The sequence below is a fragment of the Streptomyces sp. NPDC007088 genome (assembly GCF_042869355.1).
GTDB lineage: Bacteria > Actinomycetota > Actinomycetes > Streptomycetales > Streptomycetaceae > Streptomyces.
Genome location: NZ_JBIAFO010000038.1, coordinates 1 through 13,110, shown reverse-complemented (window position 1 = coordinate 13,110; position 13,110 = coordinate 1). Strand labels below are relative to the sequence as shown.

Below are 13,110 nucleotides of genomic sequence, written 5' to 3'. Positions count from 1 at the left end.
GAGGAGAGTGCCGCCTGTCCTCTACCGTCCGCTTACCGTTCGCTGACCGGTCCTTACCGTCGCGGGAACGCGGCCGTCGCTGCTCTTCTGCCGCTCTCGACAGCCGCGTCGTACGCCGCCCCGCCGAGTTCGGCGCGCACCCACGTCCGGGCCCGGACGACCAGGGGCTCAACGTCGGGCGACGCCCCGCGCAGCTCCTGTGCGGCGCCCAGCAGCTCCGCGGCACGGAGCGAGGACTCACGGCGTCCGGGCCGACCCGTACCCACGGCCCCGTGCCCCGTTTTGCGGTCCGCCACGGCCTGTCCGTCCGTCCCGGTGCTCGCGACGACGCACAGCGCGGCGAGCGCCTCGTGGACATCGGCGAGGGCACCACGGTCCTCCGCCGAGGCGGCGCGCTGCCGCGCCAGCTCCGTCCACTTCCGCGCTGCTCCCAGGTCGTTCTCCGCCAACGCCGTCCACCCCAGTCCCAGCAGGGCGCGGACGTCTTCGCCCGCGCTGTACCAGCTTCCCGAGAGGGAGTCCCTGGCGGCCTCGTAGCGCTTCTTGGCGGCCCTTGTGTCGCCCGCGAGCCGCGCGACGTCGCCGAGGCCCCGCAGAGCTGCCGCGGGCTTGTCCGGGAGCCCGGCGGCCCGGTACAGCTCGTCGGCCCGGAGAAGGTCGGCCCGCGTGGCCGGGAGGTCCCCACCGTGGAGCACGACGGACGCGCGCCGCATCAGTACGTCCGCGATCTCCTCCTGGGCCCCAAGGTCCCGCACATGCCGCAGCGCCTCGTCGAGGAGCGCGAGCGCCCGCCCGCGGTCTCCGTCCCAGTCCGCGAAGAGGGCCAGCATGTCGAGGCAGTTGGCCATGCCCCAGCGGTCCCCCGTGACACGGAAGGAGTCCAGGGACCGGGCGAACGACGCCTCCGCGGGCCCCGGCCGCCCAGCGAGCCACTCCAGGTATCCCGAGCCGAGCAGAAGAAGAGCCGAGGCCCACGGAGTGCCGCTCAGCAGGCGCACGACGCGCTGGTCCGTGCGCGGACGGGGCCCCAGGGCGAAGGACTGGAGGACCGCGACGAACGGGAAACGCAAAGGCGCCTCGGCCGTCGAGAGGACGGTGTCGATCCTGCCGAGGACCTGCCGTTCCCCCGCCGCGTCCGGGTGCTCGCCGAGCGTGTTGAGGAGGCACAGTACGTACTCCTCCTCCAGCCCCGTCGGGGGTACGTCCCCGACGGCCGCGAGAAGCCGCCGCGCCGTGGACGCCTGCTGCGCGTACAGCCCCCGCAACCGCCAGAACCACGACAGGGCCGCCATCATCCGCAGTGCCGCCCGGGGACGCTGCGCGACCAGATGCCCGAGAGCGGCGTCGAGGTCGGCGCGCTCCGCGGCCAGCCGGTCGAGCAGGGGAAGCTGACCGGAGCCGCGCAGCAGCGGTTCGGCCTCCTCGGCCGTCCGCTGGAAGAACGCGGCGTGTGCGTCGCGCAGCCGCCCCGTCTCGCCTCGGTCCGCCGCCCGTTCGGCGCAGAAGGCCCGCACGGTCTCCAGCATCCGGTAACGTCCACCGGCGACGTCCACGAAGGACTTCTCGACCAGCGCGTCCAGCAGGTCGGCGCTTCCCGGCACCGGGCACACGGCCGTGACCGCCTCGGCCCGCGCCCCGTCCGCGAAGACGGACAGGGCGCGGGCCAAAGCCTGCTCCTCCGCGCTCAGCAGGTCCCAGCTCCACTCGACGACCGCGCGCAGTGTGCGGTGCCGCGCCGGCTTGGTCCGGTCGCCGCGCGACAGCACGTGGAACCGGTCCGAGAGCCGCTCCGCGAGCTCCTGCGGGGTCAGACTGCGCAGACGCGCCGCCGCGAGCTCGATGGCCAGCGGCAGACCGTCCAGGACCGAACAGATGGCGGAGGCCATGTCCTCGCCCTCGTGCCCCGTTCCGGCGCCGTCGCCGGCGTGATCCCAGCCAGCGTCCCTGGCCGCGCGGACCGCGCCGTCGTCGGGGCGCCCCGTGCCCCACGTCCCGGCAGCGGGGCGCACCGCGGCGGCCCGTTCCCGGAACAGCCGTACGGCGGCGGCTTGCGGCAGCGGAGGGACGGGGCGTACGACCTCGCCGGTGATGCCCAGCGCCTCCCTGCTGGTGGTGAGCACGCGCATCCCCGGACACTGCGCCAGGATCCCCGCCACACAGCGCGCCGCGTCGTCCAGGAGGTGCTCGCAGTTGTCCATCACGAGCAGCAGGGAACGGTCGCGCAGTGCCGACAACAGGCGCCCCGTGACATCGCCGCGGGGCGCCCGGAAACCGTCGCGGACCCCGAGCGCCGTCAGCACCGCGTACGGTATCTGCGCCCCGTCGCGCAGCGGTGCGCACTCCACCAGGCAGACCGGCAGCCGCTGGCGGCGCGCCGCCTCCGTCGCGAGCCGGGTCTTGCCCGCACCGCCCGGTCCCGTCAGGGTGACGAGCCGCTCTTCCGCCAGCAGCGCGGTCAGGGCGGACAGCTCCTCCTCACGCCCGACGAAACGCGTCAGTTGCTCCGGCAGCCCCGTCAGCGGCAACTCCATGGGCCCGGCCGGCGCCGTACGCAACAGTTCGGCGTGCAGCGCGGCGAGCTCCGGTGACGGATCGGTGCCGAGCCGCTCAGCCAGACGCCGCCGCGCCTCCTCGAACACCCCCAGCGCCTCGGCGGGCTGCCCCGTGTCCCGCAAGGCCCGCATCAGCAGAAGGTGAAGTCGTTCGTCCACGGGGTGTTGCGTGAGCAGCGCCCGCAGCTCAGGGACGACGTCCGCAGCCGCGCCGCAGAGCAGGTCGGCCTCGACCCGGCAGACGAGTGCCGTACGACGCAGTTCCTCAAGGCGCGCGACGTGTTCGGTGAGTTGGGGCAAATCCGGCAGGGCCTCCCCGCGCCAGAGCGCGAGGGCGGATCGCAGCGACGCCGCGGCTGCCACCCCGTTCCCCGCTTCGAGTTCCCGCCGCCCCCGCGTGACCAGCCGAGCGAACGCGTGCGCGTCCACCGCCCCCACGTCACCGAGGAGCAGCCGGTATCCGGAGGACGTCCCCTCGATACGGGCCCCGGTGGGAGCGATACGGCGGCGCAGCCGCGAGACCTGCGACTGGAGCGCGTTCACAGCCCCGGCCGGCGGCTCGGCACCGTACACGCCGCGCAGGAGGCGCCCGGTCGACACCAGACGCCCGGCTTCCACCAGCAGGAGGGTCAGCAGGGCGCGCGGCCGGGGCCCGCCGGGGTCCAGGGGCGTGCCGTCCACGGAGTACAGGCTCAGCGGCCCCAGAACACCGAACTGGACGACGGTGGACCTCCCACATGCAGGCCCGGACGAAGTACGCACCCGCCGATTCTGGCAAGGACCGGCGGCGGACGGCGCACAGCCGCACAGACAGCCGACGCCCGAACGGTACCGGCGCACCGCCCGGCCTCGTGAGCACGGGCCCCAGTCCCCTTGGTACCCGTATCTTTCGGCATACGTAAGAGCCGGCCCGCCCGAAGGCGGACCGGCTCTCACAGCAACCAGCCAGGTGGCCGCGCCGGCATACGTCAGCGCGAGACCGGGTCGTCCCCGCCGGAGCGAGGGGACCTCGCTTAGCGCGAGACCTTGCCGGCCTTGATGCACGAGGTGCAGACGTTGAGCCGCTTCGGCGTCCGACCGACCACGGCACGCACGCGCTGGATGTTGGGATTCCAGCGACGAGGCGTACGGCGGTGCGAGTGCGAAATGTTGTTGCCGAAGCCCGGCCCCTTGCCGCAGACGTCGCAGTTGGCAGCCACGGGTCACTCCAAAGACTTCAGATGCACTTACGGTGAATCCCGGCAGGCCGGGATCAGAGACGGAAAGTGCCTGACTGGCGTTGCCGGGGGGAATGGCCCGATTCTCATCGGGCAACCGGAGCAGCATACAACGGCCACTCCCGCTCTACGAAACTACCATGAACGCCCGGGGCCCCGTCCCTCGCCTTCGCGGCCCCGGCCCGCGAGCGGCGACTACGCTGCGTTCATTCCGGCTGCTCAAGGAGGCCCCTGGTGCCCGAGAAGGAGGGGCGGGTTCTCGACGCCGCCACCGTGCGTGCGTGGTGCGTGACGTCGCTCGACGCGTTGGGCCGGGCCCGCGAGGAGATCGACTCCATCAACGTCTATCCGGTCGCGGACGGTGACACCGGGACCAACCTCTACCTGACGATGGAAGCCGCCGCGCAGACCGTCGAGGCCCTGTTCCGCGCGCACGAGAGCGACTCCGCCGCCCGGCCGGCCACCGCGGACGGCGCTCCCGCCGCCGCACCGTCCGCGCCGTCGCTCGCGGAGACCGTGCGCGGGATGGCGCACGGTGCGCTGGTCGGGGCGCGCGGCAACTCCGGCACGATCCTCGCCCAGCTGCTGCGCGGCATGGCACAGGTGCTCGCCGAGGAGCCGGAGCTGCTGGACGGTGCGGCTGCCGGCACGGGGCCCGCGGACGGGTCCGCCGCCCTCGCCGCCTCGCGACGTGGCACATGCCACGTCGCGGACGGCGCGCGACTGAGTCTCGCGCTGCGCACCGCGGCCCGCTCCGCCTACCAGGCGGTGGCTCATCCCGTCGAGGGCACCGTGCTGACCGTCGCCACGGCGGCCGCCGACGCCTGTGCCCCTTCCGAGGGTGACTGCCTGTCCGTCGCCCGCGCGGCGTACGACGGGGCGCGCACCGCCCTGGCCGCGACGCCCGGTCAGCTCGCCACGCTCGGCCGGGCCGGGGTGGTGGACGCGGGCGGCCGGGGGCTGCTGACCGTTCTCGGCGCCCTCGTGGAGGTCCTCGGCGGGGGCGCCGTGGGCGGTGGCATACCGCTGCGCCCCGCTCGCTGGCAGGAACGCGCTCCCCAGCAGGCCCCCGCCCCGGAAACCGTGGCCGCGACCTGCGAGGCGGACACCCCGCGCTGGGACGGGACGGGACCGGGCTACGAGGTGATCTACCTGCTCGACGCCGAGGACGCCGCCGTGGAGCGTCTCCGCCGGCGCCTCGACGGCCTCGGGGACTCCCTCGTCGTCGTGGGCGGTGACGGTCTCTGGAGCGTCCACGTGCACGTCGACGACGCGGGAGCGGCCGTCGAGGCGGGCATCGAGGCCGGCCGGCCGCACCGTATCCGTATCACCCACTTCTCCGCCGAGGCGCACGTCGCCAAAACCCCCGTCGCCCCCAGAGGCGAGCGGGCGCCACGCGGCATCGTCGCCGTGGTTCCCGGTGCCGGCCTCGCGGAGCTGTATGCCGAGGCAGGGGCGACCACGGTGCCGGCCCGCCCCGGAGAGCTACCCGGCAGCGGCGAACTCGCCGAAGCCGTACGACGGGCGCACGCCCACGAGGTCGTCCTCCTGCCGAACGACGCCGCCCTGCGCCACACGGCGTCGGCGGCCGCGGAGGACGCGCGCCGGCTCGGAGTACGTGTGTCGGTGATCCCCACGCGCTCGCCCGTGCAGGGCATCGCCGCGCTCGCCGTGCACGAGCGTGAGCGCCGCTTCGACGAGGACGTGGTCGCCATGACCGCGGCGGCGGGAGCGACGCGGTACGCCGAACTCGCCGTGGCCGAGCATCAGTCCTGGACCTCCGCCGGAATCTGCCAGGCGGGCGACGTCCTGGGGCTTATCGACGGAGACGTCGCGGTCATCGGTGACGATGTCGCCGAAACGGCGCGTACGGTCCTCGACCGGATGCTCGCGGCAGGTGGGGAGATGGTGACGCTCGTCCTCGGTGAGGACGCCGCGGAGGACCTGCCCGGCCGCCTGGAGGAGCACGTCAGGAAACATCACCTGGCCGTCGACACGGTCGTCTACGACGGGGGCCGGAACTCGGTTCTTCTTCTCATCGGAGTGGAGTAGGCGGGGTGGGAGTGGTGGGCTGGAGCGGTCGCGGGCTGCGAGGCGCCCGCGACGTGGCATAGGCGACGGGGCGCGGGGACTGGGCCCGACGCCAGCCGTGTCGGCCTCGTGGCACATGCGACGGGGCAGCCGCCAGGGCTCCGCCACGGTCGGCCTCATGGCACAGGCAACCTCGCTGTTGCCTCTACGGACCAGCGCCCCGTGGCATATCCACGGGGCGGTGCGCGCGGTCCTCGGGCGGTGCGTGCCGTCCACCGGCAGTGCGTGCCGTCCACCGGTGGCGACGCCGGCGCCACGGCGGCGGGTGGGGACGTCACTGTCAGTGGCGTGGTGTGCAATGGTCTGGTGCCCTCGCTCGACGAACCCCTGAAGAAAGTGATCGGCCCGCCCACCGCCAAGGTGATGGCCGAACACCTCGGCCTGCACACGGTCGGCGACCTGTTGCACCACTACCCGCGGCGCTACGCCGAACGCGGTGAGCTGACCCGGCTCGCGGAGCTGCCGCTCGACGAGCACGTCACCGTGGTCGCCCAGGTCGCCGACGCCCGCGTCCTGACCTTCAACGGAGGGCGTGGAAAGCGGCTGGAGGTCACCATCACCGACGGCAGCGGCCGGCTGCAACTCGTCTTCTTCGGGCGCGGGGTGCACAAACCGCATCAGGACCTGCTGCCCGGCACCCGGGCGATGTTCGCGGGCAAGGTCTCCGTTTTCAACCGCAAGCTGCAGCTCGCCCATCCCGCCTACGAGCTGCTGCGCGCTGACAGTGATGAGGAGGAGGCGGCGGGCTCCTGGGCCGGCAGCCTGCTGCCGCTCTACCCGGCGACCGCCAAACTGGAGTCCTGGAAGATCGCCAAGGCCGTCGACGCGGTGCTGCCCAGCGCCCAGGAGGCCCAGGACCCCCTGCCGCCGAGCCTGCGCGAGGGACGGGGCCTGATCCCGCTGCCCGAAGCGCTCCTGAAGATCCACCGGCCGCACACCAAGGCCGACGTGCAGTCCGCGCGCGACCGACTCAAGTGGGACGAGGCGTTCGTCCTCCAGGTCGCCCTGGCCCGGCGCCGGTACGCGGACGCCCAACTCCCCGCCGTCGCCCGCAGGCCCGCTCCCGACGGGCTGCTCACCGCCTTCGACGCGCGGCTCCCGTTCACCCTCACCGAGGGGCAGCGGAAGGTCTCGAAGGAGATCTTCGACGACCTGGCGACCGAACACCCCATGCACCGACTGCTCCAGGGAGAGGTCGGCTCCGGCAAGACCATGGTCGCGCTGCGCGCCATGCTCGCCGTGGTCGACGCAGGCGGCCAGGCGGCGATGCTCGCCCCCACGGAGGTGCTCGCGCAGCAGCACCACCGCTCCATCACGGAGATGATGGGCGACCTCGCCGAGGGCGGCATGCTCGGCGGCTCCTCCCTGGGCACCGAAGTGGTGCTCCTCACCGGCTCGATGAACACCGCCGCGCGCCGCAAGGTCCTGCTCGACCTCGCCACGGGGCAGGCGGGCATCGTCATCGGCACGCACGCCCTCATCGAGGACACGGTGCAGTTCGACGACCTGGGCCTCGTCGTGGTCGACGAGCAGCACCGGTTCGGCGTCGAACAGCGCGACGCCCTGCGCTCCAAGGGCAAACAGACACCGCATCTGCTGGTCATGACGGCGACCCCCATCCCGCGCACCGTCGCCATGACCGTCTTCGGCGACTTGGAGACCTCCGTCCTCGACCAGCTCCCCGCCGGCCGTTCGCCCATCGCGACCCACGTCGTCCCCGCGCAGGACAAACCCCACTTCCTCGCGCGCGCCTGGGAGCGGGTGCGCGAGGAGGTCAGCGGCGGCCATCAGGCGTACGTCGTGTGCCCCCGCATCGGTGACGAGGAGGAAGGGGCGAAGAAGAAGACCGGGAAGGTGAAGGACTCGGGCGACGCCGAGGGCCCGGACGGCGAGAAGCGCCCACCTCTCGCCGTACTCGACGTGGCGCGGGGTCTGGCCGCCGGCCCCCTCGCGGGACTGCGCATCGGCATCCTGCACGGACGGATGGCGCCCGAAGGACCGGAGGGGAAGGACGCCGTCATGCGCCGCTTCGCCGCCGGAGAACTCGACGTGCTCGTCGCCACCACCGTCATCGAGGTCGGCGTCAACGTGCCCAACGCCACCGCCATGGTGATCATGGACGCCGACCGCTTCGGCGTCTCCCAGCTGCACCAGCTGCGCGGCCGGGTCGGGCGCGGCTCCGCGCCGGGGCTGTGCCTGCTGGTGACGGACATGCCGGAGGCCGCCCCGGCCCGTGCCCGTCTCGGCGCCGTCGCCGCCACCCTCGACGGTTTCGAACTCTCCCGGATCGACCTCGAACAGCGCCGCGAGGGCGACGTCCTCGGCCAGGCCCAGTCCGGGGTCCGTTCCTCGTTGCGGATGCTCGCCGTCATCGAGGACGAGGAGATCATCGCGCAGGCACGGGAGGAGGCCGCCGCCGTCGTCGCCGAGGACCCGGACCTGACCCGCTTGCCCGCGCTGCGCACCACCCTCGACGCCCTCCTGGACGAGGAACGGGAAAGCTACCTGGACAAGGGGTGACCCCTGGGCGCGCGGTACGTGGGCGCTCCCACGCCCGGCCCGGCGCCCCCCTGGCCGGACGCCGGGGGCCGGGGGCCGGACGCCGGCTGCCCGCGCACGAGCGAGCCGTCGCCTCTCCCGTACGCGGCACACCCGCCCACGGCCTAGGGTTGAATCCACGCCTTTCCCGACCCGGCCGCCCGACCACGGGCCCGCCCGACCACCGGCCCACCCACCACTGACCCGCCCGACCACTGACCCTGAGGACCGCGAGACCATGACCCGCGTGATCGCCGGTACGGCCGGCGGACGCCGCCTGTCCGTACCGCCGGGCAACGGCACCCGTCCCACCTCCGAACGCGCGCGCGAGGGGCTGTTCTCCACCTGGGAGTCGCTGCTCGGCGGCGCGCTGCGGGGCGAACGGGTCCTGGACCTGTACGGCGGTTCCGGAGCCGTGGGGCTCGAAGCTCTGTCCCGAGGAGCGGGCCACAGCCTGCTCGCCGACTCCGATCCGCGCGCCGTGCGCACCATCCGCGACAACGTCCGGAGCCTCGGGCTGCCCGGCGCGGAGGTCAGAGCGGGCAAAGCGGGACAGATCGCGGCGGGACAGGCCCCCGGAGAGCCGTACGATCTCGTCTTCCTCGACCCGCCGTACGCCGTCACCGACGCCGAACTCCGGGAGATCCTGGTCACACTCCGTACCCGGGGCTGGCTCGCCGACGAGGCACTGGTCACCGTGGAGCGCAGCACCAGAGGCGGGGAATTCGCCTGGCCGGAGGGGTTCGAAGCCCTGAGGGCCCGCCGCTACGGCGAGGGCACCTTTTGGTACGGTCGCGCCGCCTCCACGTGCGAAAACGCACCATGAATCGACCGCAGAGCGAGGGGATCACGTTGCGCCGCGCCGTCTGTCCTGGGTCCTTCGACCCGATCACCAACGGTCATCTCGACATCATCGCCCGCGCGTCCAAGCTCTACGACGTGGTGCACGTCGCGGTGATGATCAACCAGTCCAAGAAGGGCCTGTTCACGGTCGACGAGCGGATCGGGCTGATCCGCGAGGTGACCGCAGACTTCGGCAACGTCGAGGTCGAGTCCTTCCACGGGCTCCTCGTCGACTTCTGCAAGCAGCGCGACATCCCCGCCATCGTCAAGGGCCTGCGCGCCGTCAGCGACTTCGACTACGAACTGCAGATGGCGCAGATGAACAACGGTCTCTCGGGCGTCGAGACGCTGTTCGTCCCGACCAACCCCACGTACAGCTTCCTGTCCTCCTCCCTCGTCAAGGAGGTCGCGAAGTGGGGCGGCGACGTCACGCACCTGCTGCCCCCGGTCGTGAACGAGGCGCTCGCCCGGCGCCTGGCCGACGGCTGAAAACCGCCCCAACCGCCCGAACCGGGCCCGTCCGAGCTGACGGGGCATCACCCGCTGTTCTCCCGGACGGCTCTGGTCGTACAGTCGTCCCGTCCGTCTCCCCATCAGTCAAGAGAGTGGCGAGCACACGGTGGACGTGCAGAAGAAGCTCGATGAGATCGTCAACACCGTCAACGGTGCCCGGTCGATGCCCATGTCGGCCTCCTGCGTGGTCAACCGCGCCGAGTTGCTCGCCCTCCTCCAGGAGGTGCGCGAGGCCCTGCCCGGCTCCCTCGCCCAGGCGCAGGAAGTGATCGGGGACCGGCACCAGATGGTCGAGGAGGCCCGGCGCGAGGCCGAGCGGATCATCAAGAGCGCGCACGACGAGCGGGGCTCGCTGATCTCGGACACCGCGGTCGCCCGTCAGTCCCAGAGCGAGGCCGACCGCATCCTGGAGGACGCGCGCCGCGAGGCGGAGGAGATGCGGGCCGAGGCGGAGGACTACGTCGACAGCAAGCTGGCCAACTTCGAGGTCGTCCTCACCAAGACCCTCGGCTCCGTCGGCCGGGGCCGCGAGAAACTGCTCGGCACCGGTGCCGGCGTCGACGAGCAGGGCTTCGAGGACTCCGACTACACGGAGGCGCCGGAGCGCAGCGAGGACCCCGAGACGCTCCGCGGCCGCGCAGACGACTACGTGGACGCCAAGCTGGGCGCCTTCGAGGCGGTGCTCGCGAAGACGCTGGAGGCCGTCGGCCGCGGCCGCGACAAGCTGCACGGCCGGGTCGCCACCGACGAGCTGGGAGCGCTCTCCGCCGAGGGCGGTGGCCGGCAGTTCACGAACGACGCCGACTACCTCGCCGACCTCGCCGTGCTCTCGGACGCGCCCGCCGTGCGGCAGCCGGCCGCGACGGAGCCCGCCCCCGTCGGAGAGCCCCTGCCCGCCCCGGTGCCCGCCGCGCTCCCCGCCCCGCCGGCCGAGATGCCGCAGATCCCCGCCCAGCAGCCCTACGCCGCCCAGCAGGACCCCTACGGGTACCAGCAGCAGGACCCGTACGGCTATCAGCAGCAACCCGATCCCTACGGGGCGCAGCAGGACCCGTACGGATACCCCCAGCAGACCGACCCGTACGCCGCGCAGCAGGCCGCCTACGGCTACCCGCAGCAGACGGATCCGTACGGGACGCACGAGCAGTACGCCCGCGCCCAGGAGTCGGCGGCACTCGACGAGACCAGCCTCTTCGACACGACCATGATCAGCGCGGAGCAGCTGCGCGCCTACGAGCAGGGTCGGTAGGGCTCGTGCCGGCGGGGTGCCGACCGGGACGGGAGGCGCTCCGGACGGGCCGCTGCCACCGGCTCGGGTCACCCCGCCGAGGACCGATTGGGCCGATCGCGTAGGCTCCAGTACCCTGGTTCTCCGGTCGTGTGTACCTCCGCGATCCAGGCTGCCCGCACCGTCCCGTACGGCGCGTGAGCCGGCCCGTCACGAACCCAGGATCTGGAAAGCAGGGAAAGTTCTGAACGCCCGCCTCGACCACCGCAACCCCCTCGTGTTCGACACGCACGAGCTGGGCCGACGTCCTGGTGCGCTCCAGCGGCTCTCCCGGACGATCCAGGCGCCCGGTGGCGACGCCGTCTTCGGTATCGAAGGCGTCATCGCCGTACCGGAAGGCTCCCCGGTGGAGATCGACCTCCGCCTCGAATCCGTCATGGACGGTGTGCTGGTCACGGGTACCGCCCGTGCATCGGCCGAAGGGGAGTGCGTAAGGTGTCTGGAACCGCTCAAGCGCGAGCTCGACGCGGATTTCCAGGAGATGTTCTCGTACCCGGAAGCCGAGGAACGACGCCGTCGTACGGCGGCGCCCGACGAGGAGTCCGAAGAGGACGAGGACATCACCCCCCTTGAGGACGGCATGTTCGACCTCGAACCCGTGCTGCGTGACGCGGTGGTGCTCGCACTGCCGCTGCAGCCGGTGTGCCGGGAAGACTGTCCGGGCCTGTGCTCCACGTGTGGAGAGCGGCTCGCGGACGACCCGGACCACCACCATGACGCCGTCGACATCCGTTGGGCGGCATTGCAGGGACTCGCCGAGACCACCTCGGACGGCGAGAAGGACGAGCTGAGCGGCGCTGAAGCAGGCGCCGACGAGAAGCAGGAGAAGTAGCCGTGGCTGTTCCGAAGCGGAAGATGTCGCGCAGCAACACGCGCCACCGCCGGTCGCAGTGGAAGGCTGCGGTCCCCACCCTGGTTGCGTGCGAGCGCTGCCACGAGCCCAAGCAGCAGCACATCGCGTGCCCCAGCTGCGGCACCTACAACAAGCGCCAGGTTCTCGAAGTCTGACGCGGTAGGTGAGAAGGCCGATGACTGAACTGTCCAACGCCAAGAAGAAAGCGCCCCGAGCAGGCGGGGGCGCCTCGGCGGACACCGCGGCCTCGTCCCACACGCTTCTGGAAGGGCGGCTCGGGTACCACCTCGAGTCCGCCCTTCTGGTGCGCGCGCTCACCCACCGTTCGTACGCGTACGAGAACGGCGGGCTGCCCACCAACGAGCGGCTGGAGTTCCTCGGGGACTCCGTGCTCGGCCTGGTGGTCACCGACACGCTCTACCGCACCCACCCCGACCTGCCCGAGGGCCAGCTGGCCAAACTGCGGGCCGCGGTGGTCAACTCTCGCGCGCTGGCCGAGGTCAGCCGCGGGCTCGACCTCGGTGCCTTCATCCGGCTCGGCCGGGGTGAAGAGGGTACGGGTGGCAGGGACAAGGCATCCATCCTCGCCGACACGCTGGAAGCCGTGATCGGCGCGGTCTATCTCGACCAGGGCCTGGAGACGGCGTCCGAGCTGGTGCACCGGCTCTTCGACCCGCTCATCGAGAAGTCGGCGGGCCTCGGCGCCGGACTGGACTGGAAGACCAGCCTCCAGGAACTCACCGCCACCGAGGGGCTCGGTGTCCCCGAGTACCTCGTGACGGAGACCGGCCCGGACCACGAGAAGACCTTCACTGCTGCCGCCCGCGTCGGAGGCGTCTCGTACGGCACCGGCACCGGCCGCAGCAAGAAGGAAGCGGAACAGCAGGCCGCCGAAACCGCCTGGCGCTCCATTCGCGCCGCGGCGGACGAACGCGCCGCGCAGGCCGCCGCCCAGGGGGAACAGCCCACCGCTGTCGCCCCGGACGACGGCTCCGCTTCCGCCTGACCGCAACGCGATCGACGCCCCCGCCCCGGGACCGTATCCACGGCCCCCGGGACGGGGGCGTCGACCGTCCCCGCCCCGGTCGCACGGGGCGGGCCCCGGGGGGGCGGGCCGGGGGGGGGCCCCCCCCCCCAACCCCCCCCCGGGCGGGGCCCCGCCCGCCCCCCCCCCCCCCGGCGCCCCCCAGCCGCCCGCCCCCCCCCCCCCCCTGC

Annotated in this window: 10 protein-coding genes; 8 read left to right on the top strand and 2 right to left on the bottom strand. The window is 72.7% G+C overall.

What is annotated here, in order from left to right:
• Nucleotides 1–53: 53 nt before the first annotated feature.
• Entirely contained in the window at nucleotides 54–3,233 is a 3,180-nt protein-coding gene (locus ACFYMP_RS31635; protein ID WP_388864051.1) for a BTAD domain-containing putative transcriptional regulator, read from the bottom strand.
• A 332-nt stretch (nucleotides 3,234–3,565) separates the two neighbouring features.
• Nucleotides 3,566–3,751 (bottom strand): 50S ribosomal protein L28, encoded by a 186-nt coding sequence (gene rpmB, locus ACFYMP_RS31630; RefSeq protein ID WP_015036441.1) that lies wholly within the window; start codon nucleotides 3,749–3,751, stop codon nucleotides 3,566–3,568.
• Nucleotides 3,752–4,003: 252 nt separating this feature from the next.
• On the opposite strand from rpmB, the gene ACFYMP_RS31625 reads away from it, so the two are divergent.
• The 8 genes from ACFYMP_RS31625 (at nucleotide 4,004) to rnc (ending at nucleotide 12,901) form a co-directional block, all read left to right on the top strand.
• Nucleotides 4,004–5,821 carry a DAK2 domain-containing protein gene (locus ACFYMP_RS31625; RefSeq protein ID WP_388864048.1) on the top strand — a complete coding sequence of 606 codons (1,818 nt, stop codon included), beginning with the start codon at nucleotides 4,004–4,006 and terminating at the stop codon, nucleotides 5,819–5,821.
• A 402-nt stretch (nucleotides 5,822–6,223) separates the two neighbouring features.
• Nucleotides 6,224–8,380 (top strand): ATP-dependent DNA helicase RecG, encoded by a 2,157-nt coding sequence (recG, locus tag ACFYMP_RS31620; protein WP_388864092.1) that lies wholly within the window; start codon nucleotides 6,224–6,226, stop codon nucleotides 8,378–8,380.
• A gap of 256 nt (nucleotides 8,381–8,636) precedes the next feature.
• Nucleotides 8,637–9,224, top strand: coding sequence for a 16S rRNA (guanine(966)-N(2))-methyltransferase RsmD (gene rsmD / locus ACFYMP_RS31615; protein ID WP_388864046.1), 588 nt, complete (start codon nucleotides 8,637–8,639; stop codon nucleotides 9,222–9,224).
• A 26-nt stretch (nucleotides 9,225–9,250) separates the two neighbouring features.
• Nucleotides 9,251–9,730 carry a pantetheine-phosphate adenylyltransferase gene (gene coaD / locus ACFYMP_RS31610; protein WP_388864090.1) on the top strand — a complete coding sequence of 160 codons (480 nt, stop codon included), beginning with the start codon at nucleotides 9,251–9,253 and terminating at the stop codon, nucleotides 9,728–9,730.
• Between the two features lie 130 nt (nucleotides 9,731–9,860).
• Nucleotides 9,861–11,003 (top strand): cell division initiation protein, encoded by a 1,143-nt coding sequence (locus ACFYMP_RS31605; RefSeq protein ID WP_388864044.1) that lies wholly within the window; start codon nucleotides 9,861–9,863, stop codon nucleotides 11,001–11,003.
• A 223-nt stretch (nucleotides 11,004–11,226) separates the two neighbouring features.
• On the top strand, nucleotides 11,227–11,874 hold the full coding sequence (locus ACFYMP_RS31600; RefSeq protein WP_388864088.1) for a YceD family protein: 648 nt from the start codon (nucleotides 11,227–11,229) through the stop codon (nucleotides 11,872–11,874).
• A 2-nt stretch (nucleotides 11,875–11,876) separates the two neighbouring features.
• Nucleotides 11,877–12,050 (top strand): 50S ribosomal protein L32, encoded by a 174-nt coding sequence (rpmF, locus tag ACFYMP_RS31595; RefSeq protein ID WP_003951102.1) that lies wholly within the window; start codon nucleotides 11,877–11,879, stop codon nucleotides 12,048–12,050.
• Nucleotides 12,051–12,070: 20 nt separating this feature from the next.
• On the top strand, nucleotides 12,071–12,901 hold the full coding sequence (gene rnc / locus ACFYMP_RS31590; RefSeq protein WP_388864042.1) for a ribonuclease III: 831 nt from the start codon (nucleotides 12,071–12,073) through the stop codon (nucleotides 12,899–12,901).
• Nucleotides 12,902–13,110: the final 209 nt, after the last annotated feature.

Bases quoted from the DNA above. Each gene is read 5' to 3' on its own strand.
- rsmD (WP_388864046.1), top strand. From the start codon at position 8,637: ATGACCCGCGTGATCGCCGGTACGGCCGGCGGACGCCGCCTGTCCGTA.
- rnc (WP_388864042.1), top strand. From the start codon at position 12,071: ATGACTGAACTGTCCAACGCCAAGAAGAAAGCGCCCCGAGCAGGCGGG.
- recG (WP_388864092.1), top strand. From the start codon at position 6,224: ATGGCCGAACACCTCGGCCTGCACACGGTCGGCGACCTGTTGCACCAC.